This window comes from Rhodococcus sp. Eu-32, assembly GCF_003336925.1.
GTDB lineage: Bacteria > Actinomycetota > Actinomycetes > Mycobacteriales > Mycobacteriaceae > Rhodococcoides > Rhodococcoides kyotonensis_B.
Genome location: NZ_QGNK01000006.1, coordinates 42,561 through 67,940, shown reverse-complemented (window position 1 = coordinate 67,940; position 25,380 = coordinate 42,561). Strand labels below are relative to the sequence as shown.

At 65.4% G+C, this 25,380-nt stretch carries 27 protein-coding genes; 17 read left to right on the top strand and 10 right to left on the bottom strand.

The features are described 5' to 3' along the window. Positions 1 to 305: 305 nt before the first annotated feature. Positions 306 to 2,492, bottom strand: a complete 2,187-nt coding sequence (locus tag DK926_RS09195; protein ID WP_114330170.1) for an MMPL family transporter — start codon at positions 2,490 to 2,492, stop codon at positions 306 to 308. 148 nt (positions 2,493 to 2,640) lie between these two features. Here DK926_RS09195 and DK926_RS09190 point away from each other — a divergent pair, with 148 nt between their 5' ends. From DK926_RS09190 to DK926_RS26640, 4 genes are all read left to right on the top strand, one after another. Next, positions 2,641 to 3,096 carry an effector binding domain-containing protein gene (locus DK926_RS09190; protein ID WP_114330169.1) on the top strand — a complete coding sequence of 152 codons (456 nt, stop codon included), beginning with the start codon at positions 2,641 to 2,643 and terminating at the stop codon, positions 3,094 to 3,096. Further along, the gene (locus DK926_RS09185; RefSeq protein ID WP_068423920.1) at positions 3,093 to 3,527 is read left to right on the top strand and encodes an effector binding domain-containing protein; all 435 of its coding nucleotides are present in this window, start codon (positions 3,093 to 3,095) and stop codon (positions 3,525 to 3,527) included. Before DK926_RS09190 ends, DK926_RS09185 begins: the two co-directional genes overlap by 4 nt. A gap of 203 nt (positions 3,528 to 3,730) precedes the next feature. Further along, positions 3,731 to 4,396 carry a ScbR family autoregulator-binding transcription factor gene (locus DK926_RS09180; RefSeq protein ID WP_243636727.1) on the top strand — a complete coding sequence of 222 codons (666 nt, stop codon included), beginning with the start codon at positions 3,731 to 3,733 and terminating at the stop codon, positions 4,394 to 4,396. 48 nt (positions 4,397 to 4,444) lie between these two features. Beyond that, on the top strand, positions 4,445 to 4,615 hold the full coding sequence (locus tag DK926_RS26640; protein ID WP_165839545.1) for a hypothetical protein: 171 nt from the start codon (positions 4,445 to 4,447) through the stop codon (positions 4,613 to 4,615). Here DK926_RS26640 and DK926_RS09175 read toward each other — a convergent pair. Further along, positions 4,612 to 5,325, bottom strand: a complete 714-nt coding sequence (locus DK926_RS09175; RefSeq protein ID WP_114330168.1) for a ferredoxin reductase — start codon at positions 5,323 to 5,325, stop codon at positions 4,612 to 4,614. The genes DK926_RS26640 and DK926_RS09175 overlap by 4 nt on opposite strands. Before the next feature lie 4 nt (positions 5,326 to 5,329). Then, positions 5,330 to 5,929, bottom strand: a complete 600-nt coding sequence (locus tag DK926_RS09170) for a sulfite oxidase-like oxidoreductase (protein ID WP_114330303.1) — start codon at positions 5,927 to 5,929, stop codon at positions 5,330 to 5,332. A gap of 81 nt (positions 5,930 to 6,010) precedes the next feature. On the opposite strand from DK926_RS09170, the gene DK926_RS09165 reads away from it, so the two are divergent. Beyond that, a complete protein-coding gene (locus tag DK926_RS09165) occupies positions 6,011 to 6,841 on the top strand; it encodes an SDR family oxidoreductase (RefSeq protein WP_114330167.1) in 831 nt (276 codons plus the stop codon). Here DK926_RS09165 and soxR read toward each other — a convergent pair. After that, positions 6,836 to 7,294, bottom strand: a complete 459-nt coding sequence (gene soxR / locus DK926_RS09160) for a redox-sensitive transcriptional activator SoxR (protein ID WP_114330166.1) — start codon at positions 7,292 to 7,294, stop codon at positions 6,836 to 6,838. The two genes, DK926_RS09165 and soxR, sit on opposite strands and share 6 nt — an antisense overlap. 43 nt (positions 7,295 to 7,337) lie before the next feature. Here soxR and arcA point away from each other — a divergent pair, with 43 nt between their 5' ends. After that, complete coding sequence (gene arcA / locus DK926_RS09155) at positions 7,338 to 8,588, top strand: arginine deiminase (RefSeq protein WP_114330165.1); 1,251 nt, start codon at positions 7,338 to 7,340, stop codon at positions 8,586 to 8,588. A gap of 18 nt (positions 8,589 to 8,606) precedes the next feature. On the opposite strand, the gene arsC is transcribed toward arcA, so the two are convergent. Beyond that, positions 8,607 to 8,954, bottom strand: a complete 348-nt coding sequence (gene arsC, locus DK926_RS09150) for an arsenate reductase (glutaredoxin) (RefSeq protein ID WP_114330164.1) — start codon at positions 8,952 to 8,954, stop codon at positions 8,607 to 8,609. 54 nt (positions 8,955 to 9,008) lie between these two features. On the opposite strand from arsC, the gene DK926_RS09145 reads away from it, so the two are divergent. From DK926_RS09145 to DK926_RS09135, 3 genes are read left to right on the top strand one after another with little or no spacing between them, the layout of a single operon-like run. Continuing rightward, positions 9,009 to 9,674, top strand: a complete 666-nt coding sequence (locus tag DK926_RS09145; protein WP_165839544.1) for an NAD(P)H-binding protein — start codon at positions 9,009 to 9,011, stop codon at positions 9,672 to 9,674. 18 nt (positions 9,675 to 9,692) lie between these two features. Beyond that, on the top strand, positions 9,693 to 10,052 hold the full coding sequence (locus DK926_RS09140; protein ID WP_114330162.1) for a GntR family transcriptional regulator: 360 nt from the start codon (positions 9,693 to 9,695) through the stop codon (positions 10,050 to 10,052). Positions 10,053 to 10,112: 60 nt separating this feature from the next. Further along, the gene (locus DK926_RS09135; protein WP_114330302.1) at positions 10,113 to 10,544 is read left to right on the top strand and encodes a DoxX family protein; all 432 of its coding nucleotides are present in this window, start codon (positions 10,113 to 10,115) and stop codon (positions 10,542 to 10,544) included. A gap of 75 nt (positions 10,545 to 10,619) precedes the next feature. On the opposite strand, the gene DK926_RS09130 is transcribed toward DK926_RS09135, so the two are convergent. Then, positions 10,620 to 12,074 (bottom strand): phospholipid carrier-dependent glycosyltransferase, encoded by a 1,455-nt coding sequence (locus tag DK926_RS09130; protein ID WP_165839552.1) that lies wholly within the window; start codon positions 12,072 to 12,074, stop codon positions 10,620 to 10,622. A 125-nt stretch (positions 12,075 to 12,199) separates the two neighbouring features. Between DK926_RS09130 and rsmI the strand changes: the two genes are divergently transcribed. Then, positions 12,200 to 13,036, top strand: coding sequence for a 16S rRNA (cytidine(1402)-2'-O)-methyltransferase (gene rsmI, locus DK926_RS09125; protein WP_114330160.1), 837 nt, complete (start codon positions 12,200 to 12,202; stop codon positions 13,034 to 13,036). A gap of 53 nt (positions 13,037 to 13,089) precedes the next feature. On the opposite strand, the gene DK926_RS09120 is transcribed toward rsmI, so the two are convergent. Beyond that, entirely contained in the window at positions 13,090 to 13,518 is a 429-nt protein-coding gene (locus tag DK926_RS09120) for an SRPBCC family protein (protein WP_068424035.1), read from the bottom strand. 14 nt (positions 13,519 to 13,532) lie between these two features. Beyond that, positions 13,533 to 14,558 carry an alpha/beta hydrolase gene (locus DK926_RS09115; protein ID WP_068423943.1) on the bottom strand — a complete coding sequence of 342 codons (1,026 nt, stop codon included), beginning with the start codon at positions 14,556 to 14,558 and terminating at the stop codon, positions 13,533 to 13,535. 131 nt (positions 14,559 to 14,689) lie between these two features. Here DK926_RS09115 and DK926_RS09110 point away from each other — a divergent pair, with 131 nt between their 5' ends. Then, positions 14,690 to 16,060 (top strand): wax ester/triacylglycerol synthase family O-acyltransferase, encoded by a 1,371-nt coding sequence (locus tag DK926_RS09110; RefSeq protein WP_114330159.1) that lies wholly within the window; start codon positions 14,690 to 14,692, stop codon positions 16,058 to 16,060. Between the two features lie 58 nt (positions 16,061 to 16,118). Here DK926_RS09110 and metG read toward each other — a convergent pair whose 3' ends face one another. After that, complete coding sequence (gene metG / locus DK926_RS09105; protein ID WP_068423947.1) at positions 16,119 to 17,663, bottom strand: methionine--tRNA ligase; 1,545 nt, start codon at positions 17,661 to 17,663, stop codon at positions 16,119 to 16,121. Positions 17,664 to 17,684: 21 nt separating this feature from the next. Here metG and DK926_RS09100 point away from each other — a divergent pair, with 21 nt between their 5' ends. The 3 genes from DK926_RS09100 to rsmA all read left to right on the top strand — a co-directional run bounded on the left by DK926_RS09100 (position 17,685) and on the right by rsmA (position 20,699). Further along, positions 17,685 to 18,524 carry a TatD family hydrolase gene (locus DK926_RS09100; RefSeq protein WP_165839543.1) on the top strand — a complete coding sequence of 280 codons (840 nt, stop codon included), beginning with the start codon at positions 17,685 to 17,687 and terminating at the stop codon, positions 18,522 to 18,524. Between the two features lie 144 nt (positions 18,525 to 18,668). Next, on the top strand, positions 18,669 to 19,796 hold the full coding sequence (locus tag DK926_RS09095; RefSeq protein ID WP_114330157.1) for a resuscitation-promoting factor: 1,128 nt from the start codon (positions 18,669 to 18,671) through the stop codon (positions 19,794 to 19,796). A gap of 21 nt (positions 19,797 to 19,817) precedes the next feature. After that, positions 19,818 to 20,699 (top strand): 16S rRNA (adenine(1518)-N(6)/adenine(1519)-N(6))-dimethyltransferase RsmA, encoded by an 882-nt coding sequence (rsmA, locus tag DK926_RS09090; protein WP_114330156.1) that lies wholly within the window; start codon positions 19,818 to 19,820, stop codon positions 20,697 to 20,699. Positions 20,700 to 20,736: 37 nt separating this feature from the next. On the opposite strand, the gene DK926_RS09085 is transcribed toward rsmA, so the two are convergent. After that, positions 20,737 to 21,732 (bottom strand): YafY family protein, encoded by a 996-nt coding sequence (locus DK926_RS09085; protein WP_114330155.1) that lies wholly within the window; start codon positions 21,730 to 21,732, stop codon positions 20,737 to 20,739. Positions 21,733 to 21,825: 93 nt separating this feature from the next. On the opposite strand from DK926_RS09085, the gene DK926_RS09080 reads away from it, so the two are divergent. Genes DK926_RS09080 through DK926_RS09070 form a run of 3 tightly spaced genes read left to right on the top strand, consistent with a single transcriptional unit; the run spans position 21,826 to position 25,314 of the window. Then, positions 21,826 to 22,761, top strand: a complete 936-nt coding sequence (locus DK926_RS09080) for a 4-(cytidine 5'-diphospho)-2-C-methyl-D-erythritol kinase (RefSeq protein WP_114330154.1) — start codon at positions 21,826 to 21,828, stop codon at positions 22,759 to 22,761. Further along, a complete protein-coding gene (locus tag DK926_RS09075) occupies positions 22,761 to 24,557 on the top strand; it encodes an ABC-F family ATP-binding cassette domain-containing protein (protein WP_068423957.1) in 1,797 nt (598 codons plus the stop codon). Before DK926_RS09080 ends, DK926_RS09075 begins: the two co-directional genes overlap by 1 nt. 34 nt (positions 24,558 to 24,591) lie before the next feature. Further along, positions 24,592 to 25,314: a DUF4166 domain-containing protein gene (locus tag DK926_RS09070; RefSeq protein WP_114330301.1), complete on the top strand. Its 723-nt coding sequence runs from the start codon at positions 24,592 to 24,594 to the stop codon at positions 25,312 to 25,314. Positions 25,315 to 25,380: the final 66 nt, after the last annotated feature.

Below are 25,380 nucleotides of genomic sequence, written 5' to 3'. Positions count from 1 at the left end.
GGAAGATCAGGAAGCGGATCCCGATCCGAGGGCGCCGAGGAGCTCGATCAGAGGAATGTCGGAAGCAGAGCTTCCCGTGGTGCTGTCGGTGGACAGGATGCTGGAGATGAAGGTTGCGAGATCCATTTCGGAAAACCCCTTGTTTCAGTGGATGAAGCATGTGAACTGGTTGTGCCCTGGATTGCTGCCAACCACAGGTATTGATACCGGACCAAAGAAGACTGCGTAAGAGGTTTTCGGATGAATTCTTGTCGATTGGGAGATAGCACTACGCCGAAAAGAACCTCTGGTGGTGTGTCCCAGGGCTAGCGCGACGCGCGACGAGCCAACGCCGACGGCCACCAGATCGTCCGGCCGATGTCGTAGGACAGCGCGGGCACCAGAATGCTGCGCACGACGATGGTGTCCAGCAGAACGCCGAATGCCACTGCGAACCCGATCTCAGCGAGAAAGACGAGCGGGAGTACCCCGAGCACGGCGAACGTCGCCGCCAGGACGACGCCCGCAGACGTGATCACACCACCCGTCACCGCGAGTCCGCGAAGGATGCCGGGTCGCGTGCCGTGCCCGAGGGTCTCCTCGCGCACACGCGTCATCAGGAAGATGTTGTAGTCGATGCCGAGTGCGACGAGAAAGACGAACGCGAACAACGGGAACGACTGGTCCGCGCCCGCGAAGTGGAACACGTGCGAGAACATCCAACCGCTGACGCCGAGAGTCGCCGCGAACGACAGCACGACCGTCGCGATGAGAATCAACGGAATCAACAACGCGCGCAACAGGATCGACAGCACGACGAAGATGACGACGAGCACGATGGGAATGATCAGATTGCGGTCGTGCACCGACGCCGCCTGCACGTCGACCGTCGCGGCCGAATTGCCGCCCACGAGAGTGTCGTCGATCCCGTGGAGATTCGCCCGCAGTCGTTCGACGGTGTCCAAGGCCGCGGGGGAATCGGGCGCGTCGGCGAGCGTCGCGTTGATCAGAATTCGTCCGTCGACCGGTTGAACCTGCAGGGTCGGGGGCGGACACCCCCTCTGGCCGGCCAGTGCTGCCGGACCGACCGTCGCGATCAGATCGGTCAGCTTCGCGAAATCGACTTGTACGCAAACGGATCCGGGTTCCTGCGCCACGCCCTGAGTGCGTTCTGCGGCACGAATGACGTCGTCGGCCGAATCCTGGGAGGTGACGATCACTGCGGGCGCGCCGGTGCCTGGGTCGAACTTCGACGTGTACAACTGCTGACCGACGACGGCCTCCGGCTCGTTGGTGAAGTTCTCGGTCGTCGTCAAACCGTCGGTGTCGAGGCTGGTGATGCCCACGAGGCACAGTAGAAGCAGAACCGTCGCGCCGATCCATGCCGGCCGGTGCCTGCGTTCGACCGCGCCGGCGACGCGTCCCCACAGCCCATGCGTCGCGAGGTCGGTCCTGTCGTCGACGTCGGGGCGGCGAGGCCAGAACACCCACCGGCCGCACAGGGACAGTGCGACCGGCAGGAACGTCATCATCACCAGGACGGTGCACGCGATGCCGATCGCCGCGACGGGTCCGAGGCTCTTGTTCGAGTTCAACTCGGAGAACATCAGGCACAGCAGGCCGATGATCACCGTTCCCGCCGACGCGAGAATCGCAGGCGCCGACTCCTTCCACGCCCTGGCCATCGCGTCGAACCTGCTCGGATGCGCGTGTAGTTCCTCTCGATACCGCGCGATCAGCAGCAGCGCGTAGTCGGTCCCCGCGCCGATCACGAGGACGAAGAGAATGCCCTGGCTCTGGCCCGTCAGCGTCAGGACGTCGTGCTTGGCCAAGTAGTAGATGATCACCGACGCCAACCCGACCGCAAGCACAGCCGACAGGATCGGAAAGACCCAGAGCACGGGCGAGCGATAGACCACCAGCAAGATCAGCACGACGACCAGTAGTGCCGCACCGAGCAGGGCCCCGTCGAGCCCGGCGAACGCGTCGATGAACGCGACGAGCAGGCCACCGGGGCCGGCCGGAAGGACGTCGACGCCGTCGGGGACGGCCCCACGCGCAGTGTCGACGACGGCTTCCTCGGTGGCGGCCAGGGCGTCGCCGCTGACGTCGACGCCGTCGGCCTTGGCCACCAGCGGTACGTACAGCGCGGCGGTCTGTCCGTCCGCGGAGTACTGGGGTGGCGTCATGCCCTTGCCGTCGACCCCGTCGGTGCCCGAGATCTGCCGACGCGCGTCCTCGATCGCGCGCTTGTCGTCGTCGGTCAGTCCGGAATCGCGATCGAACAGGACGAATCCGGGGATGGATTGAACCGACAGGAATGCCGTCGACTCGTTCGCGACGACGGTGGATTCGGCCGACCCCGGAAGGTACGACGCGTTGTCGTTCTTCTGTACCTCGCCGAGCTTGCCTTGGTAGGTGCCACCGAACGCGCCGAGAAGCAGGGCCGCGACCGCGAGTGCGACGACGGTGAAGACCGGCCATCGGGAGAGGAGCTTCGCCGTCTGACCCATCGTCGTTCTCCTGTAGATGCCGGATGCACACGAGAAAGTCGCTGGCCAAGTAGACCACGGTGACATCGCGCGGGTGAAGGGAACGACGGGGTGAGCATCCCGGTAGCATTCGTCAGAAGTACGCAACTGGCCGCTACGTGGAGTGTGAATGGCTTTCGAGATTGTCGACCTCGAGGAAACGTGGGTCGCCGGTCTTCCGGTTCGTAGCCCCAAGCGGGCGCTGGGAAGACTCAACGATCCGAATTTGGATGCGGCGTGGTCGTCGGTGTTGAACCAGGAGATTCCGGGACCGCTCGCGTCGATCTACACGGACTTCGCGCCCGGAATCGGTTCGTACAACACGCAGATCGTCGGCTATCGGTGTTCTGCGCTGAGCCAGGTGACGCGTGGGCATCTCGTCGCCAAGGTTCCGCGCGCCAAGTACGCGAAGTTCTCGTCCGTCGGCCACTTTCCCGACATCATGACGCGATTGTGGAAGCAGATCGACCACGCGGAGGAGGAGGGCGAGATCACGCGCACCTTCACCGCGGACTACGAGTACTACCCGCACGCGTACAAGATCGATCTGTACCTGTCGATCGAGCAGACAGGATTCAAGGCGTGACGCACCGAGTGACCGCGCGGTCCGCGGAATTGTTCGGCGGCCTGGTCGCGCCACGTATCACCCCCGGCGCCGAGGTGAGCAACAGCGAGTTGATCCGTTTCCTCCGTGAGCGCATCCGCGAGCGTTCGGCCGACGACATCGTGGTCAGCACCGTCTTCGTGCCCGACGCGCACGGCGTCTACAACGCGGTCGTGGCGGTCAAGCATCTGTCTCCCGGCGACGTGCCCATCGGTGACGTTTTCGTCGAGGTTCCGAGCGGCGTGTACGCCGTCTTCTCTCCGAGTGGCACCCTGCGCGACCCGATCCAGGACGTGTGGGCGCAGGCAGAGGAAGCGACGGAATCGGGTGCGATATTCCGCGCGTACAAAGAGGACATCGAGGTCGTTACAAATTCCGGCGAAGTGGAACTTTTTATTTCGATCGTTATGTGAAGCGGCGATTATGCCGACCGAATGTCACTTCTGGATCACGAAGAGTGGTTCGTTGCAGTTAGTATTATCTCGCGCAACCGGACAGACGGTAGGTGCGGCGAAGATCGAGCCCACGGATTCGCCCAGGCCACCACTGATCACAGCTGGTCGGCGTCGGTGTCAAACAGGCAACTGAGCAGGGGTGAAGCTACATGGTTAGGCAATTGAGGGCAGAAGCGACACGTGCGGCAGCGCTGCGCGCGGCAGCCGATCTCTTTCTCGAAGTTGTAGGTCATGCAAATGCGACATTGAGTCAGGTGTCCGCGCAGTCCGGTGTCACCAAGGGCGCGCTGTATTTCCATTTCGCGTCCAAGGAAGAGCTGGCCAAGGCGATCGTCGACGAGGGACACGAGCGCGTCTCGACGGCATGCGCGGGTTTGGTCGACAGCCGCTCGCCTGCTCTCGAATCGGTCATCGGCATCTCGTACTCGGTGCTCGAACTGGCTGCCTCCGACCCCCTCGTGCGCGTCATGTACCGCTTGCAGATGGAGATCGACGGGTCCGAGACCGCGCGGGGCAGCGTGTTCGGAACGTGGGGGAACATCTTCGAGCACCTCTTCGACCGTGCCATCGAACACGGTGACGTCGCCGATCACCTCGACTCCTCCAATGCCGCACTGCTCGTCTGCGAGATGCTCGCCGGCGTGCTGATGGTGTCCGAGGCTCAGTCGACGCTCGAGACGGCACCGTCGCGCATGGAGAAGGTCTGGCACACCGTGCTGCCGTCGCTCGTGCCGCCGAACAAGCTCGGATACTTCCGGGAATTCGCGGCTCGCAGCCTGTCCAGCTTCGTGCCCGCCGAGATGGCGACGTCGCCCGTCGACGCCTAGTTCCCATGCTCCTTGCGGGGAGTCGGCGTCGGGCGGACACTGTGTGACATGGAGCACACAGCAGTGAATCACAGGATGTCCGACGCCGAACTCCGCAAGGCAATCGGCACACTTCAGAGCCGTGCCGACGACGCCCGCAAGCGCGGCGCCGACCAGGACGCGGACAGCATCGAACGGACTGTCGCCGAGTATCGAGAAGAGATGAGCAGGCGGCTCTAGCGTGCGATTCCGACCGGGCCGAAACGCTCGGTCTTGACCCTGAACGGCATATGTCCCTGCGTCACGAGGACGTCGGCGACCATCTCGACAAACCCTGTCGGGCCGCAGACGAAACACCGCGGGGCGATGTCCGGTGACCAGCCGCCCGATGCGATCGCGTCGGGAGTGAGCCGTCCCGGATGGCCGTTCGGGTCCTCACGCGTGTAGCGGATGGCAACTTCCACTGTGCCGTTCATCGCCCTGAGTTCCGACGCGTACATCACCTCCGCGGGTGAGCGCACCGAGTAGATCAGTCGGAACGGTGCGGTGGAACCGCTTCGGCGACGCGCTCTGATCATCGCCATCAACGGCACGATGCCGGACCCGCCTGCGATCAACAGCACCGGCGCGTCGTCGGCCTCGTCCCAGACGAACCAGCCTCCGATCGGCCCCTTCAGTTCGACCTGTGCGCCGACCTCCAGCACGTCGGCGAGGTACGGCGAGACCTCGCCGTCGTCGACGGTCTGAACGGTGAGCACGACGGTACTGCCGTCGGCGGGTGTTGCCATCGAGTAGCTGCGCTGCGCGCTGTAGCCGTCCTCGGCGGTGAGGCGGACATCCACGTGCTGGCCGGGCCGATGGCCGGGCCACCCGTCGACATCGAACGTCAGTGTGGTCGAGGTGGGCGTTTCGGTCGTTCTGTCGGTCAGGGTAGCGACGAGCCAGTTCACGCGTTCAGTCTCCCTGATACCGCTGCTCCTGCCATGGATCTCCGTAGTCGTGATAGCCGTTGCGTTCCCAGAACCCGGGCTCGTCGCGCACCATCAGCGTCAGCGTGCTCACCCACTTGGCGGACTTCCAGAAGTACAGGTGTGGCACGAGAAGTCGTGCAGGACCGCCATGTTCGGGCCGCAGCGGCGCGCCGTCGTATTCGAACGCGAGCCACGCTCTGCCACCGCGCAATTCGGTCAACGGGAGGTTGGTGGTGTAACCGTCGTAGCTGCTTGCCATGACATGCGTTGCCGCAGTGTCGATTCCATCCAACAACGTGTCGAGCGACACGCCGCGCCAACGAGTGTCGAGCTTGGACCACGTCGTCACACAATGAATGTCCACCACCGGCTTCTCGTTCGGCAGCGCGCGCATCTGCTGCCAGTTCCACCGATGCTTCTCGCCCCGCTCGGTGACGATCGCGAATTCCCAGCGGTCCGTCGTGACCCGCGGCGTCGGACCGACCGACAGCACAGGGAAATCCGTCGTCAGATGTTGACCAGGTGGGGTACGACCGTCGTTGCCGCGGCGCTTGCCGTGGAACCCCTTCGAGACGATTGCCATGAAACCTCCGGTGGTGCCGCGTGCCTGCCGCGTATCGTGCAGTAGGGAATCGATCTTCGAATGTGGGGGGACCAGCACCCGATGACCATCACGAATCTACGCGGAAAGAAGACGTTCATCACCGGGGCGGGCAGTGGGATCGGCCGTGCCACCGCGCTTGCCGCCGCGAACGAGGGCGCCGAGCTGTATCTGACCGATATCAACGAGGCTTCGCTGAAGGACACGGTCGCGGCCGTCGGCAACGCCGCAGCGATGTCGCAGGCGTTCGACGTCTCCGACTACGACGCCGTCACCGCGTTCGCGGCCGAGGTGCACGACGCGGCGGGCAGCCTCGATGTCGTCATGAACGTCGCGGGAGTGTCGGCGTGGGGGACCGTCGAAAATCTCGAGCATCGGCAGTGGAAGTCCATGGTCGACGTCAACCTCATGGGCCCGATCCACGTGATGGAGAACTTCCTGCCACCGATGATCCACGCCGGACGCGGTGGGCATCTGGTCAACGTGTCGTCGGCGGCCGGACTCATTCCGTTGCCGTGGCACGCGGCCTACAGTGCGAGCAAGTACGGTCTGCGCGGTGCGTCGGAAGTGTTGCGGTACGACATGAAGCGGCACGGCATCGGCGTCAGCCTCGTCGTGCCGGGAGGGGTGAAGACCGGGCTCGTCGACACCGTCGAGATCGCGGGCGTGGACCGCGACGATCCGCGGGTGAAGAAGCTGCAGCACCGCTTCGAAAAGCGTGCTGTCACACCGGACAAGGTGGCCGATGCCATTCTGAAGGGCATCTACAAGAACCGTTATCTCGTGTACTCGTCGAACGACATCAGGTTCGGGTACTGGTGGGCTCGGAAATTCGCGCCGCCGTACGAGTTCGTGCTGCAGAAGGCGAACGATCAGTTCAGCAAACTGCTATAGATCCACATCGAGTCGACGTGCGCCCGGTCCGGATTGCGCCAACTGGTCCTGCGGATTCGCGAGAGTGCAGCTGGTCAGCGAGAGGCAGCCACAGCCGATGCAGCCGGTCAGGTCGTCGCGCAGCCGAATCAATTGCGCGATGCGATGTTCGAGGTCGTCGTGCCAGCGGCCCGACAGCCGGGCCCAATCTCGCTTCGTCGGCGTGCGCTCCTCCGGAAGCTCGGCGAGGGCGTCGCGAATCTCGGCCAACGGAATGCCGACCTTCTGCGAGATGCGGATGAACGCGACACGCCGGAGCGTCTCGCGCGGGTAGCGACGCTGGTTGCCCGACGTCCGTCTGCTGCTGATCAACCCTTGCTTCTCGTAGAAATGCAGCGCCGACACGGCAACTCCGCTGCGATCTGAAAGTTGTCCCGGGGTGAGTTCGCGGACGTTCCATTCGGGCATCGGCATGGTGACGAGAGTACGCAGCGGTCGGAAGGCGCATCATTGAACGATGACTGATCGACTGGGCGCCGATTCCGAGGTCGGCACGCTGCGCACCGTCATGTTGCATCGACCGGGCGACGAGTTGCGCCGCCTCACCCCTCGCAACAACGACCAACTGCTGTTCGACGGTGTGCCGTGGGTCGACCGGGCGCAGGAGGAGCACGACGCGTTCGCGGAACTCCTGCGGGGCCGAGGCGTCGAGGTGCTGTTGTTGTCGGATCTGCTCACCGAGACGTTGACGGCGAGCGGTGCCGCGCGCATGCAGGGAATCTCTGCCGCGGTCGACGAGCGCAAACTGGGCCGGGCTCTTGCGCAGGACCTCAGCGTTCACCTTCGCGGCGTTCCTGCCCCCGAGCTGGCCAAGGTCCTGATGGCCGGCATGACGTTCGACGAACTGCTCGCTGCCGAGACCGGGGTGCCCGAGGTGGGTGGATCCTCGTTGGTGCGACGTATGCATCACGGCGCCGACTTCGTCATCGATCCGCTGCCGAATCTGTTGTTCACGCGGGATTCGTCGTTCTGGATCCGCAACCGGGTGGCCATCACGTCGCTCGCGCTGCCCGCTCGGTTGCGGGAGACGTCGCTGACGGATCTGATCTACGCGTTCCATCCGCGTTTTCTCGGGGTGCGTCGGGCGTACGAGTCGCGCACCGCGCCGGTCGAGGGCGGCGACGTGCTGCTGCTGGCGCCGGGTGTGGTGGCCGTCGGCGTCGGCGAGCGGACGACGCCTGCGGGCGCGGAAGCGTTGGCGCGCAGCCTCTTCGAGGACGATCTGGCGCACACGGTGCTGGTGGTGCCCATCGCGCAGGAGCGTGCGTCCATGCATCTGGACACCGTGTGCACGATGGTCGACACCGACGCCGTCGTCATGTACCCGGCTATCCGAGACGCGTTGTCCGCGTTCACGATTCGAAAGGAAGGCCATGGCGTCCGCATCCGCGGCGCCGACCCGTTCCTCGCCGCCGCCGCCGACGCGATGGGCATAGAGAAGCTCCGCGTCATCGACACCGGACTCGACCACGTCACCGCCGAACGCGAGCAGTGGGACGACGGGAACAACACCCTCGCGCTAGCGCCGGGCGTCGTCGTCGCCTACGAGCGGAACGTGGAGACGAATGCCCGGCTGGCCGCGTCGGGAATCGAGGTGTTGACGATCAGCGGGTCGGAACTCGGGTCCGGTCGAGGTGGGCCGCGCTGTATGTCGTGCCCGATTGCGCGGGACAGTGCGGCTTCGCCCCCCGTGAGTGCGAATGTGTAGCCCGCTATACATTCGCACTCACAAGACGTCCTGCACCCTGTCCGCAGGCCGCGCGAGCACGGTCCCCTTGTCGGTCTTCACGATCGGACGCTCGATGAGGATGGGGTGGTCGACCATGGCGGCGATCAATTCTTCGTCCGACGCGTCCGCAAGACCCAGTTCTCTGTAGACGGCTTCCTTCGTGCGGATGGCCTGCGACGGCGTCAGGCCCGCGTCGTCGAGCAGCTTGCGCAGCCCGTCCTTCGTCGGCGGTGTCTCGAGGTACTTGACGACGGTCGGCTCGATACCTGCCTCCTGGATCGCCTTCAGAACCGTGCGGGACGTGTTGCAGCGAGGGTTGTGGTAAATGATCGCGCTGGTGGTCATGACAGTGGATCTTGCCACTGTTTGTCCACGGGGCCCGGCGGGTAGGCGTCGGGAATGACTGATCGACGAGTAGTGATTGCCGGAGGACACGGAAAAATCGCTCAGCAGTTGGCCGAAGTGCTGACTGCGCAGGGCGATCGGGCGGTGGCGTTGATCCGAAATCCCGACCACAGCAATGCCGTCGCGGCCTTGGGGGCGTTGCCCGAGGTCATCGACCTCGAACACGCGTCGGTCGACGACGTCGCCGCACTGTTGCACGACGCCGACGCGGCCGTCTTCGCCGCGGGCGCGGGAGCGTCGGGAGGCGTCGAACGCAAGGACACCGTCGACCGGGCGGGCTCGGTGTTGCTGGCCGACGCGGCCGAGAAGGCAGGCGTGAAGCGGTTCGTTCAGGTCAGCTCGTTCGGCGCGGGCGAACCCGTCGCCGACGACGCCGAGGACACGTGGAAGGCCTACATCGCGGCCAAGACCGCGGCCGAAGAGGACTTGAAAGCGCGAACGAAGCTGGACTGGACCATCGTCCGACCGGGCGGATTGACCGACGACGACCCGACGGGGCACGTCACGCTGTCGGAACCACCGCTGGAGCGCGGAACCGTGCCGCGTGCCGACGTCGCGCACGTCATCGCCCTGATGCTCGAAACGCCGTCGACGATCGGGAAGACCGTGATGTTGACGTCGGGGGACACCCCGGTCGAGGATGCGGTCAAGGGCGTGTAGCCGGCGTAGGTTCACCGTATGCACGTGCGTATCGACCCGGCGTCGAAGACCCCGCTGTACGAACAACTTCGCGCCGGGATTCTCGACCAGGTGCGTAGCGGAGAACTGATCGCGGAGACCAAGATTGGGACGGTGCGCGGTCTCGCCGAGGAATTGCAGATCGCGCCGCACACCGTTGCGAAGGCGTATAAGGAACTCGAAGCCCAGGGCGTCATCGAAGCACGCGGTCGGCTCGGAACCTTCATCGCGTCGGGTGGTGACCCCACCGAGGACAACGCCGCACGCGCAGCCGTCGCGTACGTGGCGGAGTTGCGCGCGTTGGGAATGGACGACGATCGCATCAGAGAACTCGTCGACACAGCACTCCGTCGAGGTTGACGCTTCAACAACGATGTGCCAGGGTGGTCGGGTCCCGTTGCCGTGCCCGAAGGAATTCTCATGAACTCGACCATCTTCCGCGACTTCGCCACCCTGGTTGCCCGGATCGGCCTGGGCATCGTCTTCATCGCCCACGGTTGGCAGAAGCTCAACACCAACGGTCTCGACGCCACCAAAGCCGGATTCGAAGGAATGGGCGTACCGCTACCTGCTGTGTCCGCCTACTTCGCGACGTTCGTCGAGCTGATCGGCGGCATCGCGCTTCTGCTCGGCATCTTCACCCCGATCGTCGGCATCCTGCTGTTCCTCGACATGGTCGGTGCGTTCGCGTTCGTGCACTACGACCTCGGAGTCTTCGTGTCCGAGGGTGGCTACGAACTCGTCGTCGCGCTGGGCGTCGGCTCGCTGTTGCTCGCGGCTGTCGGTGCCGGACGCTTCAGCCTCGACGGTGTCTTCGGCGGTAAGACGAGCTTCTCGAAAGCTCGCGCATAGCGCTTGCGGCACAGGCGCTTCGCACCCGTGCGCGCGAATGTACAGCCCGCTGTACATTCGCGCGCACGTGGCGCGCTAGCGCCAACTGGGCAGCCACAACTGCCGCTGCCACATCTCGGGCGTGATGGGCATGGCCGTCAGGATGGGCCACAACCAGATGAAGTTCGCGATGACGAGGCCGACGTAGAGGCACACCAACAGCAGTCCGGTGCCTCTCTGTTCGGCCGAGGCACGCGCCGATCCGATGATCTGCCCGAGTATCAGCGCGAAGCCCATCACCATGAACGGCGCGAGGGCGACGGCGTAGAAGTAATACATCTGACGATCGAGCGTCAGGAACCACGGCAGAAAACCCGCGGCGTAACCGGTGAGCACGACGGCGAAGCGCCAGTCGCGTCGCACGAACACCATCCACATGCACCAGAGCAGCATCGGGACGGCGAGCCACCACATGGCCGGGGTACCGATCAACATGATGGCTTTGACGCACGACCCCGCCGAGCAGCCCTGGACGGTGTCGCCGTCGGCGAAGTAGTACAGCATGGGCCGCAGACCCATCGGCCACGTCCACGGCTTCGATTCCCACGGGTGGTGATTGCCGGCCGAGTTCGTCAGACCGGAGTGGAAGTCCAGCACGTTGCCGCTGTAGTACCACAGTGACCGCAGCGCGCCCGGCACGAACGAGAACGGCCCGCCCGTCCCGATCTGATTTCCGACGGCGTGACGATCGACGCCGTTCTCGCTCGCGAACCACCCTGCGTACGTGCACAAATAGACGAATACGGGGATCACGACGAGTGCGTAGAGGCCCGGACCGATGTCGCGCACTGCAGTGCCGAGCCAGGGGCGTCGAACACCGTTCGCGCGGCGGGCCGCGAGATCGAAAGCGACACACAGCAGTCCGAAGAAGGCGATGAAGTACACGCCGGACCACTTGGTGCCACATGCGAGTCCGAGCAGTATGCCCGCGCCGAACCTCCACCACCGCACGCCGAGTCGGGGGCCGAATTCGCTTGCGTCGATGCGTCCTTCGAGTCGGGCCCTGGCCATGCGCGCGCGTACGTCGTCGCGGTCCACGACGAGACATCCCATCGCCGCGGTGACGAAGAACGCCAGGAAGATGTCGAGCATCCCGATGCGCGACGACACGAACGTGACTCCGTCGACGATCAGCAGGATTCCGGCGATCGCACCTACAAGAGTCGACCGTGCCAAGCGTCGCACCGTGCGAATCACGATCAGCACCAACAACGTTCCGAGCAGCGCGGCCGAGAATCGCCACCCCCAGCCGTTGTAGCCGAAGATCGCCTCGCCGACCGCGATCAACTGCTTGCCGACGGGCGGGTGCACGACGAGCCCGTACGCCGGGTTGTCCTCGATTCCGCCGCCGGTGAGGACCTGCCATCCTTGCGGCGCGTAGTGCTTCTCGTCGAACACCGGAGTGCCGGCGTCGGTCGGGTAGCGCAGCATCGCGAACCGTGTGACGGCGGCGATGGCCGTGATGACCAGTGTGACGATCCAACCCCGCATGCGGTCGACGTCGCGGTAGAGATCGGCAGCCCGAGACGTCGGACCGGGACTGACGACGTACCGCTCGGTCAACAAGGTCACATGCCGATGGTAGGCGGCGGGCCGCGATACGGGACGATGGAGGCATGCTGATCCTTGCCGCAACCCCCATGGGCGACGTCGGCGACGCGTCGCCACGACTGCGCGACGCGCTCGCGACGGCCGAGGTCGTCGCGGCCGAGGACACGCGTCGCACCAAGCAGTTGGCGTCGGCGCTCGGGGTGACGATCACCGGCAAGGTGGTCAGCTTCTACGACCAGGTCGAGTCCAACCGTCTGCCGATGCTCGTCGACGCCGTCCGCGAAGGGAAGAAAGTCCTTCTCGTCACCGATGCGGGCATGCCGTCGGTCAGCGATCCCGGCTATCGACTCGTCGCCGCGTGCGTCGAGAACGACCTGCCGGTCACGTGCCTCCCTGGCCCCTCCGCGGTGACGACGGCCCTTGCGCTCTCCGGTCTGCCCGTCGAACGCTTCTGTTTCGACGGCTTCCCGCCGCGCAAACAGGGCCAGCGTCGTGCGTTCTTCGAGACCCTGAAGACCGAACCGCGGGCGTGCGTGTTCTTCGAGGCGCCGCATCGTCTGGATGCGTGCCTGGCCGACGCGGTCGCCGTGCTCGGCTCCGAACGACGCGCCGCCGTCTGCCGAGAGCTCACCAAGACCTACGAAGAGGTCAAGCGTGGAACCCTCGGCGAACTCGCGACGTGGGCCGCCGACGGGGTCCGCGGCGAGATCACCGTGGTTCTCGCCGGCGCGCAACGCGTCGTCGAGAACCCCGAGGACCTGGTCGACGACGTCGAAGAGCTGGTCGCGTCGGGCATGCGGCTCAAGGACGCGTGCGCCCAGCTGGCGGTGAACGGCGTCGGCAAGCGGGAACTGTACGAGGCAGTCCTCGCATCGCGGGCGGGAGTGGAGCCTGTGGAATGACCAGATCTACACCAGGGCGGGAGTGGAGCCTGCGGAATGACCAGGACCTACGTCTAACCCACGACCTGCTGCCGTAGCCCCTCGGTCGCGGCTTCGAGCACCGTCTTGGTGCCCTTCTTGACGAGGAAACCGGGCACCGGGATCTTCGGGTCGACCGTCAGCGAGAACGCGACGTGCGTGCCCTTCTCGGTCGCCGTCAGCGTGTACTCGCCGTGCTGCGCCTTCTGCTGCGAGCTTTCGACGAGATCCCACGACACCTTGTCGTCCGACCAGGTGTATTCGACGACCTGATCGTCGTTGATACCGAGGATCGACACGGCCATCTTGACGTGGTGCGGCTTCCCGTCGTCGTACCGATCCACGACCTCGATCTTCTTGTGGACCGGCGACCACGACGGCAACCCTTCGACGTCGGCGAGAACCTCGAGCACAGCTGCGGGTTCGGCCGCGATGTCGACCTCTTTGTTTCCTGTTACTGCCATGGTTGCAACGTTACTCACGCAGTGCTCGGGGCGGCGTCGAATGCGCAGTGCGATCGCACGAACTCGCCGATCTCGATCATCGCCCGACGTGCCTCCGGCAGGAAATCGGCCGCCTGGAAGACGTGCACTTGCTCGTCCCACACCTGCAGTTCGCACTCGACGCCCGCCTCCTCGAGGCGGATGGCCATGAGTTCGGCGTCGGCGAGAACCATTTCGGTCGAACCGACCTGGATCAATACCGGCGGAAGACCGGTCAGATCGGCGTCGACCGGCGAGATGCGAGGCCCGCGCTTGCCCTCGACGACGATCTTCGCGTCGACCCGGTCGGCCATCACCGTCAGCGCCGGAACCGCACCGGCCGGGAACACGGCACACTTCCGCGCGTTCTCGTGCTCGATCTTGCGCGTCGGGTCCATGTCGGTCAGTGGTGACATGACGAAGATGCCCGCAGGTCTGGGCAGGTTCACGGTCCGCAAAGCCAACGCGACCATGAACGCCAGATAACCGCCGGCGGAGTCACCTGCGATGAAGATCTGATCGGGCCGATAGCCGGCCGCAAGCAGGTAACGGTAGCCGTCGACGCCGTCTTCGACCGCGTGTGAGATCGGGTTTCTCGGCATCATGCGGTAGTCCACCGACAGAACCGGCGCGTCGGCGCTCTGCGAGACACGGGAGACGAGTCGGCGGTGGGTGTTCATGCCGCAACAGACGAACGCGCCTCCGTGCAGGTAGAGCACGACGTTGTCCTCGGAGACGCCGTCGGCGGTGACCCATTCCGCCCCACAGTCGGCGAGTTCGACGCGTCGGCTCCTGGTGCCCTTGAGCTGGGGAACCAACCGTCCGGCGTAATCGATCACGTGAAACGGCCACGGAAGATGTGCCGTCCTGGCCCAGACGGACAGAAACGGACGGACCGTGTGCTGCAGATACGCGGCGAGTGCCTTCGACGCCAGGCTTCCGCTGGGCATGTCGGCCCGGCTCGACGTGTGGGTAGCCGGGGTGAATCCCGGCCTTGGCGTAGCGGTGAGCACCGTTGTCATGCGCTCGCCTCCGATCTGCAGTTGCGTAGGACCATCGGTAACGGACAATAACCAGAGACTTAGGTCCTTTAAACGTAGAGTCGTGTTCGACGTCACACCGTTATGCAAACTAGGTGTAAAGGTGATCGCACATGGCCCTGATGCCCGTTACCGAATCCATGTTCCTGATCGCGGAATCGCGGGAGCACCCGATGCACGTCGGGGGTCTCCAACTGTTCGTTCCCGCAGGTGAACCGCATGATCTCGCAGACGAGATCCACCGCAGGTTCACAGGCGGTGAGGTGCACGACTTGTTCCGCAAACGGCCAGGCAGGCCAGTCGACATCGTCGGCAAACTCGCGTGGTCTCGCGAGACCGACATCGACTTCGAATACCACGTACGACGCGTGGTTCTTCCGTCTCCCGGGAGGATTCGAGAATTGTTCCAATTCCTCTCTCTTCACCACAGTACGCCTCTTGACAGATACCGTCCGATGTGGGAGCTGCACATCGTCGAGGGGTTGGCCGACGGGAGGATCGCGCTCTACACCAAGGTGCACCACTCGCTCGTCGACGGCGTGTCCGCTCTGAAGCTGATGCTGAACACGCTGACCGAGGATCCGGACGACCGAAACGGCGTCGCGACGTGGGACCCGAGCCTGTTCGACGGCAAGCCGCAGCGTCGCAGTCCGTCGACTCTCGAACGGATCACCGGAGGTCTGTCGACGGGGCTCGGACTCGCGGGGGACATGTTCGATTTCGTCCCGGCCGCGGCGCGCATCGGACTGCGTGCGTTGCGTGACGAAGGTGCGCAGCTGCCGCTGCGCGCACCGCGGACGATGTTCAACGTTCCGATCGGTGGTGCGAGACGATTCGCCGCCGATACGTGGTCGATCGAGCGAATGCGTTCGGTGGCAGAGGGATTGGACATCACGCTCAACGACGTGGTGCTGGCGATGTGTGCAGGCGCCCTACGTGCCTACCTGCTCGGCGAGAACGCGCTCCCTGAATCTCCTTTGATCGCAATGGTTCCCGTGTCGCTGCGCAAGCCGGGTGAGGGCGACGCGGCAGGCAACTCGGTGACGACCATTCTGTGCAATCTCGGCACGCACGAGTCGGACCCGATGACCCGATTGCAGTGCATCACCGAATCGACGACGCGCGGCAAGGACATGATGCGCGAGCTGAACACGTTGGAGTCCTTGGCATTCGGGGCCGTGACGATGCTGCCGTTGCTGTTCGGTCCGGTTCCGGGATTCGTGCGTAGCACCCCGCCGCCGTTCAACGTCATCATCTCCAACGTTCCGGGCTCGCCGAAGGAGCTGTACTGGAACGGAGCACGTCTCGACGGCATCTACCCGGCATCGATCGTGTGCGACGGCATGGCGCTCAACATCACCGTCGCCAGCAACGGGGATTCGCTCAACTTCGGGCTCGTCGGATGTCGTCGTAGCGTCCCGCATCTGCAGCGGATGTTGACGCATCTCGAGACGTCACTGCAGGAGTTGGAGAAGGCGGCGTAGCCGCACGTGCGCGCGAATGTATAGCCCGCTACACATTCGCACGCACGGCGCGTAGTGCCTACTCGTACTTCGGGAACACCGGCGACGGCGCGGGCAATGCCTCACCGGGCACGATGCGCGTCGCGATGTCGCTGAACTGGTGCGCCGGGTTGCCGAGCTGTTCGAGGATCTTCGCCGCCGAACCGGGCATCACCGGCTGCACGAGAATGCCGACGATGCGCAGTACCTCGAGCGTCACGTACAGGACGGTCGCCATGCGGGCCGGATCGGTCTTGCGCAGCACCCACGGTTCCTGCTGCGAGAAGTACCGGTTGGTCTCGCCGAGCACCGACCAGATCGCCTCTAGTGCGGAATGCAGCGCCTGGACGTCGAACTCCTTGCGGCAGATGTCCAGTAGCGCGTCGGCGCGGGCCAGCAGAGCCTCGTCGTCCGCGGTGAACTCGCCGGGCGTCGGAACCTTGCCCTCGAGATTCTTCGCGACCATGGTCAGCGACCGCTGGGCCAGGTTGCCGAGTTCGTTCGACAGGTCCGCGTTCATCCGCGTCACGATGGCCTCGGGGCTGTAGCTGCCGTCCTGGCCGTAGGACACCTCGCGCAGCAGGAAGAAGCGCAGCGGATCCAGACCGAACTCGGCGACCAGATCGAACGGGTCGACGACATTGCCGACCGACTTCGACATCTTCTCGCCCTTGTTGTTCAGGAAGCCGTGCACGAACACACGCTGCGGCAACTCGATACCCGCCGACATCAGGAACGCAGGCCAGAACACGGTGTGGAACCGCGTGATGTCCTTACCGATGATGTGCAGGCTCGCGGGCCAGAACTTTCGGAACTTCTCCGACGACGTATCGGGGTAGCCGACGCCGGTGAGGTAGTTGGTCAACGCGTCGACCCACACGTACATGACGTGGTCGGGGTCGTTCGGAACCTGGACGCCCCAGTCGAACGTCGTCCGAGAGATCGACAGATCCTTCAGTCCACTCTTGACGAAGTTGACGATCTCGTTGCGACGCGTCGCAGGTGCGATGAACTCCGGCTGCGTCTCGTACAGCTCCAGCAGCTTGTCCTGATAGGCCGACAGCCGGAAGAAGTAGGTGGACTCCTCCGTCCACTCGACGGGCGTCTTCGTCTCGGTTGCGACACGCGATCCGTCGTCGACGACCGTCGTCTCACCCTCGGTGTAGAAGGCCTCGTCGCGCACCGAGTACCAGCCCGCGTACGTGTCGAGATAGATGTCTCCGCGCTCGACCATCTTGGTCCAGATGGCCTTGCTCGCCTCCAGATGATCGGCGTCCGTCGTACGGATGAACCGGTCGTAGGAGATGTCGAGCGTCTTGTCCAGCTCCTGGAACACATCCGAGTTACGTGCTGCCAGGTCGCGGACGTCGATGCCTTCCTTGACTGCGGTCTGCTGCATCTTCAGGCCGTGCTCGTCCGTGCCCGTCAGGAACATGACGTCGAATCCGTCGAGGCGCTTGAAGCGCGCGATGACGTCGGTCGAGATGTACTCGTACGCATGCCCGATGTGCGGGGCACCGTTCGGGTACGCGATCGCGGTCGTGACGTAGAAGGTGGGCCGTGAGGCATCAGCTGGCGCAGTCATGGTGGCGCCTACTCTATCGGCGTGAGAAGAGAACGTCCCGCGCCACCTTTGCCCGAGCCGCTGCACAGCCTCGTCGACGCGCACACACACCTCGACGCGTGCGGTGCCACCGACGCCGCGTCGACGGCCGAGATTCTCGATCGCGCCGAGTCCGTCGGCGTCGGACGCGTGGTGACCGTGGCCGACGACCTGGCCGCCGCACAGTTCGCCGTCGACGCAGCCCAGTGGGATCCGCGGGTGTGGGCGGCCGTTGCCATTCATCCCACTCGCGCCAACGTGCTCGACGACGCCGTGAAGGCCGAGATCGAGCGGTTGGCCTCCGATCCCCGCGTCGTCGCGGTCGGGGAGACCGGTCTCGACTACTACTGGCCGGGCAAGCTGGACGGCTGCGCGACCGTCGACGAGCAGCACGAGGGCTTTCGCTGGCACATCGATCTCGCGAAGCGTCTCGGCAAGCCGCTGATGATCCACAACCGCGAGGCCGACGACGATCTGCTGTCCGTGTTGAAGCACGAAGGCGCTCCCGAGACCGTGATCTTCCACTGCTTCTCGTCGGGACCCGAAATCGCGCGAGCCTGCATCGACGCGGGCTACGTGCTCAGTCTGTCGGGAACCGTCAGTTTCAAGAACGCGCACGCTCTGCGTGAGGCGGCAGTGCTGATTCCCGACGGCCAACTGCTCGTCGAGACCGATGCGCCGTTCCTGACGCCGCACCCGTTCCGGGGTGCGCCCAACGAGTCGTACTGCCTGCCGTACACGGCGCGGGCATTGGCGGAGATTCGTGGCCAGGATCCTGTCGAGCTGGCGTCGCACGTCACCGAGAACGCCGAGCGGGTGTATGCGCTGCGCACCCGTGCGTGAACAGTCGGACCCTGGGCCAACCAAGCGCGCACGGGTGGCGTAGCCGCACCTCGGTTGCGGGAACTCCACCTTTTCGTTACCGTACCGTGATCCCCCCGCCGGGCGTTTCGCGAAACGGTAACGCTCCCGAGTCCAGGAATTGCTTTGTCTGGTATTACCCGCCTGAATTCGACCAGGTCGCTCACGTTGTACCTGGTAGTCGCCGCACTGCTGGCCACTCTCATCGTCGGCGGCGCTGTCGCGGTCGCACGGCACAAGACGGTGACGATCGACGTCGACGGTGAACTGATCTCGCTCAGCACGATGACGTCCGACGTCAACGGAGCGTTGGAAGCCGCCGGTTACGCCCCGGGTGACAAGGATCTCGTCGCCCCGGCCGGTGACACCGAGCTATCCGACGGCGAAACCGTCGTCCTGCGTCGCGCGCGTGAGCTGAACGTGACCGTCGACGGCCAGGAAGAGCAGATCTGGACGACGGCGCTGACCGTCGACGAGGCGTTGTCACAGATGGATCTCGCCGAGGACGTACATGTGTCCGCCTCGCGCGGTGAGCGTCTGCCGCTCGAGGGAACGAATCTCGACGTCGCGACGCCGAAGGAGGTCTCCGTCGTCGACGGTGCCGCGGCGCCGACGCCTCTGACCGTGGCCGCGCCGACCGTGCGCGAGTTCCTCGAGGAAGCGGGAATGCCGCTCGAGCAGGCCGACACCGTGACGCCGGGTCCCGACGAGAAGGTCACCGAGGGTGCCCAGATCGTCGTCACGCGCGACCGTACCGAGACCAAGTCGGAGACCACCGAGGTCGCAGCCCCCGAGCAGCGCATCGAGGATCCGACGATGAACATGAGCCGCACCGTCGTCGAGAACCCTGGTTCGCCGGGCGTCTCGGACATCACGTGGAACATCAACCTCGTCAACGGCCAGGAAGTCGGACGCGAGAAGGTCACCGAGGACGTCAAGGTCCCCGCGCAGCCGAAGGTCGTCCGTGTCGGCGCGAAACCCGGCACCGAAGTCCCTCCCGTCGAGAACGGTGCCATCTGGGATGCGCTCGCACAGTGCGAGGCCACCGGTAACTGGGCCATCAACACCGGCAACGGTTTCTACGGCGGCGTGCAGTTCGACCAGAACACGTGGGAGCGCCAGGGCGGCCTCCGCTACGCGCCTCGTGCCGACCTCGCGACGCGCGAGGAGCAGATCGCGATTGCGTCGGTCACCCAGAAGTCGCAGGGCTGGGGCGCGTGGCCTGCTTGCACCAGCCGTCTCGGCTACCGGTAGCGGGTGCGTACAGTCTTCGAAGTGTCAGAACATGTGAGGGAACCCGCGGCGTTGCTCGGGCCCGCGGAAGTGCGATCTCTCGCCGCAGAATTGGACGTCCGTCCCACCAAGACGCTCGGACAGAACTTCGTGCACGACGCCAACACCGTGCGTCGCATCGTCGCGTCGGCAGGCGTCGGTGGCGCCGACACCGTTCTCGAAGTCGGCCCCGGTCTCGGATCGCTGACGCTTGCACTCCTCGATGTCGCCGACGCGGTCGTCGCCGTCGAGATCGACCCGAAACTCGCCGCGCGGTTGCCGATCACTGCCGACGAACGTGCGCCGTCGCAGGCCGATCAGCTCACCGTCGTTCTGTCCGACGCGATGAAGGTGCGTGCGTCGGACATTCCTGGCGAGCCGTCCGCGCTGGTGGCCAACCTTCCGTACAACGTCGCGGTTCCCGTTCTGCTGCACCTGTTCTCGGAGTTGCCGTCGCTACGCACCGCGCTGGTGATGGTGCAGGCAGAGGTCGCCGACCGTCTCGCCGCGGACCCGGGCAGCAAGATCTACGGCATCCCGAGCGTCAAGGCCAACTTCTTCGGCACCGTCAAACGTGCAGGCTCCGTTGGTCGTTCGGTGTTCTGGCCGGTGCCCAAGGTCGAATCCGGGCTCGTGCGTATCGACCGGTACGAGAACCCGCCGTGGTCGATGGACGACGAACATCGCCGTCGCGTGTTCTCGGTCGTCGATGCGGCATTCGCGCAGCGGCGCAAGACGTTACGTGCGGCGTTGTCCGGTTGGGCAGGGTCGGCAGTCGAAGCCGAGCGTCGGCTGCGTGCGGCGGGCATCGACCCGTCGGCGCGTGGGGAGACTCTCGACGCGGCCGCGTACGTGCGTCTTGCCGGCGTCACCCCGTCTACCTGATCGGCATCGATGTCACGCGGCATCCGATAGACAGTCGCTACGGACCATCGATGCCGACGGGGGAAGCGGTGCTCGCGCGGTACCGCTCACTCACCCTGCTGTGCCACTCGGCGACCTTCAGGCACTCGTCGCGCAGTTCGGCGGGTTCGACGACGGTGAAATCGGTGTCGAAGGCGTACAGCCACCGCGCGATCGACTGCAGCGAATCGCCCGACAACACGATCGTGCACGTGTCGTCGGTGCCGGATTCCAGTGTGCCCCAGTACTCGTCGACCATCGGCGCGATCGTCTCGATGGCCGCGTGCAACAGGATTCGCGCTTTCACCTGCGTGTACGCGTGGTCGATTCCTTTCGCGACGAACGCCGCGGCACCGCCGTCGGGGAGCTCGCGACGCGTGAACCGCGGACCCGTCGGGATCTTCGGGTCCATTCGGTCGACGCGGAAGGACCGCCAATCGTCGCGCATGATGTCCCACCCGAGCAGATACCAGCGGGCACCGGCACGCACGAGGCTGTACGGCTCGACCTCGCGCCTTGCTTCGGTGCCGTCGTGCCTGCGGTAGTCGAAGCGCAGGCGTTCACGGTTGTGACAGACGCCCGCCACGGTCGCGAGAACCGACGCGTCGACGGCCGAGCGCGCGGGCCGCTCGACGACGTCGATCCGCAACGCGTCGAGTCGATGTTGGATGCGCGACGGCATCACCTGGCGCAATTTGGTCAGCGCCCGCAGCGAGGCCTCTCCGATGCCCGCGACCGACCCGCCGGCCGCGCTCTGCAGGCCGAACGCGACGGCGAGCGCTTCGTCGTCGTCGAGAAGAAGTGGGGGCATCTCGGCGCCCGCACCCAGCTGATATCCGCCGCCGACGCCCGAGGTGGCGTTGACCGGGTAGCCGATCTCGCGGAGCTTGTCGACGTCGCGGCGCACGGTCCGCGGCGTGACGTTCAGGCGCTCGGCGAGGTCCGCGCCTGCCCAGTCGCGACGCGTCTGGAGCAGCGACAACAATCTGAGCAGTCGTGCTGATGTTTCCCGCATAGCTCAGATGATGGCACCGATCGCGGACGATTGCCGTCCTCGATCAGCGGGCAGGAGGAGTGTCGTCGCATTTCTCCACTACTGTTGACTCTCGTGCTCTCAGTCGTTCCCAGCCCCGTCGTCGTTCGGGCGCCGTCGAAGGTCAACCTCCACCTGTCGGTCGGTGACCAGCGCGCCGACGGCTATCACGAGCTGACGACGGTGTTCCAGGCGCTGTCGCTGTCCGACGAGGTCTCGGTCGTGCCCGCGAAAGCTCTGAGGGTGTCCGTGCGGGGCGAGAACGCGTCGTCCGTTCCGACCGACGAGCGCAACCTCGTGTGGAAGGCCGCGGTCCTGCTTGCCGGCGCGGTCGGCCGCGAGCCGCTCGTCGACATCACCATCGACAAGGGCATCCCCGTCGCCGGTGGCATGGCGGGTGGCAGCACCGACGCGGCGGCGACGTTGGTCGCATTGAACGCGCTGTGGGAGCTCGATCTGTCGCGTGAGGAACTGACCGACCTGGCCGCCCAGCTCGGCAGCGACGTGCCGTTCGTTCTGCACGGCGGCACCGCCGTCGGAACCGGACGCGGTGAGAAACTGCTTCCCGTGTTGTCGCGCAACACGTTCCACTGGGTGCTCGCGCTCGCCAAAGGCGGCTTGCAGACTCCCGCCGTGTTCCGCGAACTGGACGAACTTCGCGAGAAGGGCTCACCGCCGCGCATCGGTGAACCCGAAGAGCTGATGCATGCCCTCGCATCCGGGGATGCGACGGCGTTGGCGCCGTTGCTCGGCAACGATCTGCAGGCCGCCGCGGTGTCGTTGCTCCCGCAATTGCGTCGTACCTTGCGCGCGGGTGTCGCGGCAGGCGCGTTGGCGGGCATCGTGTCGGGTTCGGGCCCGACGTGTGCGTTTCTGTGTGCCGACTCCGACACTGCCGTCGCGGTCGGTGCCGAACTGTCCGGTGCAGGCGTGTGCCGCACCGTGCGTGTTGCGAGCGGTCCGGTTCCCGGCGCTCGTGTCGTTACTAGTGAATCGATTGGTTTTTCCTGATGGTCAATCTCGTCAACCTCGAAAACGTCTCGAAGTCCTTCGGCGTCAAGCCACTTCTCGACGGTGTCTCCCTCGGCGTGCAGGAGGGCGAACGCATCGGAATGGTCGGCCTCAACGGCGGCGGGAAGACGACGACGCTCGAGGTGCTCGCCGGGCTCGAACCGCCGGACTCGGGCCGCGTCAGCCGCGTCGGGGGACTGCGGATGGCCGTCGTCACGCAGCGTGGTGTCCTGCCGCCCGGATCGACCGTCGGACAGGTGGTTCTGGATCCGCTCGGCATGGCAGAACACGAATGGGCCGGTGACGCACGCGTTCGAAACATCCTGACGGGCATCGGAATCGCCGATCTCGGTCCCGAGGGCAGTTCGGGTCTCGACGCGTCGATCGACAACCTGTCCGGAGGCGAGCGCCGACGCGTCGCACTGGCTGCAGCTCTCGTACAGGATCTCGACCTTCTCGTACTCGACGAGCCCACCAACCACCTCGATGTCGAAGGTGTGCAATGGCTTGCGGCGCACCTGGTTTCGCGACGCAGTGCACTCGTCGTCGTCACACACGACCGCTGGTTCCTCGACACCGTCGCGACGCGGACGTGGGAGGTCGTCGGCGGCCGCGTCGAAGCGTACGAGGGTGGCTACAACGACTGGATCTTCGCGCGGGCCGAACGCGCTCGTCAGGCCGACGCGTCGGAGGAACGTCGACGCAACCTGGCGCGCAAGGAACTTGCGTGGCTGCGCCGCGGTGCGCCCGCTCGAACGTCGAAGCCGAAGTACCGCATCGAAGCCGCCGAGGCGCTGATCGCCGACGTCCCCGCGCCCCGTGACTCCGTGGCGCTGGCGTCGTTCGCGACCCGCAGGCTGGGACGTGTCGTCATCGAACTCGAGGATGCGCGTCTGGAGACGCCCGACGGCCGGGTCCTGGTGCGGGACTTCACGTGGCGTCTCGCGCCGGGAGAACGCGTCGGCCTCGTCGGCGTCAACGGCTCGGGAAAGACGACTCTGCTGCGCACGCTGGCCGGCGAATTGGAACCCGCGGCGGGCAAGCGAATTCAGGGCCAGACCGTCAAGATCGGCTGGCTGAAGCAGGAGTTGGACGACCTGCCGAAGACCCTGCGGGTACTCGAAGCCGTCAAGGAGGTCGCCGAGCGAATCACGCTGGGCGACAAGGAAATTTCGGCAGGCCAGCTCGCGGAGCGGCTGGGGTTCACGCCTGCGCGTCAGCGCACTCCTGTCGGCGATCTGTCCGGTGGCGAACGACGCCGCCTGCAGCTCACCCGTGTGCTGATGGCCGAGCCCAACGTGCTGCTGCTCGACGAGCCGACCAACGACCTCGACATCGACACGCTGCAGCAGCTCGAAGATCTGCTCGACGGCTGGGCAGGCACGCTCGTCGTCATCAGTCACGACCGGTACCTGATCGAGCGCATCTGTGACTCGACGTGGGCACTGTTCGGCGACGGCAAGTTGACCAATCTTCCGGGCGGCATCGAGGAGTACCTCCGCAGGCGCGCGGTGCTGGCGGCGGACGCGGCCCCGGATTCCCTGACGACCGGTGGCCCGGCGAAGAAGGCCGTGCGCGACGCGGCATCGGAACGCGCGGCGCGCAAGGAACTGAGCAAGCTGGAAAAGCTCGTCGTACGGCTGTCCGATCGCGAAGTGGCGCTGCACGCCGAACTCGCTGCGGCCGCGACGGATCCGGGCAAGCTCGTCGAGCTGGACACGGAACTGAAGAAGGTCGTCGCCGACAAGGACGTCGCCGAGGAGCGATGGATGGAGCTCGCCGCCGAACTCGACTGACGTGCGTGGTCGCATCGTTGCGTACGGTGTGAAGATGGGATCTGGCGAATCGCACACACCGGCCGCGACGGCCCGAGCAACGACGTCGGTCGTCCGAACCGCCCTGGGAGATGCCTTCGACGAACTTCATCCGAAGGTGCAGTGGCGCTTCGGATTGTCGGCGTCCGACGAGCGTTGCCAGGTCGGGGTCGGCGTCATGGAGGAGATGACGCACTCGGCGCTGATTCCGCCTCCGATGTTGTGGCTGGGGGCGCGACGGGGTCTGTTCCCCGGAGGCAAGGCCCGCGACGTTCCGTTCACGATCGTCAACTACGCCTACGTGGACGAGCTCGGGCGTGACACCCTCTCGTTCGTGCGTCGCTTCTCGTTCGCCGGTTCGCCACAGGGGATGAATTCGGTGATGGTGACGCCGACCGTATCCACGAGTCCAGGGCATGCGCTGGACTACCTGGGATTTCACTCGGACATGATCGTGCGCACGACGTGCAGCGTCGACGACGACGGTGGCCTGGTTCTGGAGAGCGGCGCCCCGAAAGTGCTGGGCGTGCCCACTCCACACCTCGCGTCGGCGACGACCATCGGTCGCGAATGGTGGGACGAACACGAGGAGCGACACCGCATCCAGATCGAGGTGACGTCACCGGTGATGGGTCGTCTGTTCCTCTACCGCGGGTGGTTCACGGCCGAGGAGCGGCCGTGCCCGGCGGGAGACATTCCCGCGTCCGCCAAGCCGACGCGGCTCGAACGCCGGGAGTAGCTCCCACACGGGTGTGGACCTTCCGGCCCCCTCGGACGGAAGGTCCACACCCGTTCAGGGGGAGGG

Excerpts from the sequence above, each read along its gene's own strand:
- DK926_RS09115 (WP_068423943.1), bottom strand. The coding sequence starts at position 14,558 with ATGACAACGGTGCTCACCGCTACGCCAAGGCCGGGATTCACCCCGGCT.
- arcA (WP_114330165.1), top strand. The coding sequence starts at position 7,338 with ATGACTGATCGACTGGGCGCCGATTCCGAGGTCGGCACGCTGCGCACC.
- DK926_RS09110 (WP_114330159.1), top strand. The coding sequence starts at position 14,690 with ATGGCCCTGATGCCCGTTACCGAATCCATGTTCCTGATCGCGGAATCG.
- DK926_RS09135 (WP_114330302.1), top strand. The coding sequence starts at position 10,113 with ATGAACTCGACCATCTTCCGCGACTTCGCCACCCTGGTTGCCCGGATC.
- DK926_RS09190 (WP_114330169.1), top strand. The coding sequence starts at position 2,641 with ATGGCTTTCGAGATTGTCGACCTCGAGGAAACGTGGGTCGCCGGTCTT.
- DK926_RS09130 (WP_165839552.1), bottom strand. The coding sequence starts at position 12,074 with ATGCGGGGTTGGATCGTCACACTGGTCATCACGGCCATCGCCGCCGTC.
- DK926_RS09140 (WP_114330162.1), top strand. The coding sequence starts at position 9,693 with ATGCACGTGCGTATCGACCCGGCGTCGAAGACCCCGCTGTACGAACAA.
- DK926_RS09085 (WP_114330155.1), bottom strand. The coding sequence starts at position 21,732 with ATGCGGGAAACATCAGCACGACTGCTCAGATTGTTGTCGCTGCTCCAG.
- arsC (WP_114330164.1), bottom strand. The coding sequence starts at position 8,954 with ATGACCACCAGCGCGATCATTTACCACAACCCTCGCTGCAACACGTCC.
- DK926_RS09195 (WP_114330170.1), bottom strand. The coding sequence starts at position 2,492 with ATGGGTCAGACGGCGAAGCTCCTCTCCCGATGGCCGGTCTTCACCGTC.
- DK926_RS09165 (WP_114330167.1), top strand. The coding sequence starts at position 6,011 with ATGACCATCACGAATCTACGCGGAAAGAAGACGTTCATCACCGGGGCG.
- soxR (WP_114330166.1), bottom strand. The coding sequence starts at position 7,294 with ATGCCGATGCCCGAATGGAACGTCCGCGAACTCACCCCGGGACAACTT.
- DK926_RS26640 (WP_165839545.1), top strand. The coding sequence starts at position 4,445 with ATGGAGCACACAGCAGTGAATCACAGGATGTCCGACGCCGAACTCCGC.
- rsmI (WP_114330160.1), top strand. The coding sequence starts at position 12,200 with ATGCTGATCCTTGCCGCAACCCCCATGGGCGACGTCGGCGACGCGTCG.
- DK926_RS09170 (WP_114330303.1), bottom strand. The coding sequence starts at position 5,929 with ATGGCAATCGTCTCGAAGGGGTTCCACGGCAAGCGCCGCGGCAACGAC.
- DK926_RS09075 (WP_068423957.1), top strand. The coding sequence starts at position 22,761 with ATGGTCAATCTCGTCAACCTCGAAAACGTCTCGAAGTCCTTCGGCGTC.
- DK926_RS09120 (WP_068424035.1), bottom strand. The coding sequence starts at position 13,518 with ATGGCAGTAACAGGAAACAAAGAGGTCGACATCGCGGCCGAACCCGCA.
- metG (WP_068423947.1), bottom strand. The coding sequence starts at position 17,663 with ATGACTGCGCCAGCTGATGCCTCACGGCCCACCTTCTACGTCACGACC.
- DK926_RS09070 (WP_114330301.1), top strand. The coding sequence starts at position 24,592 with ATGGGATCTGGCGAATCGCACACACCGGCCGCGACGGCCCGAGCAACG.
- DK926_RS09145 (WP_165839544.1), top strand. The coding sequence starts at position 9,009 with ATGACTGATCGACGAGTAGTGATTGCCGGAGGACACGGAAAAATCGCT.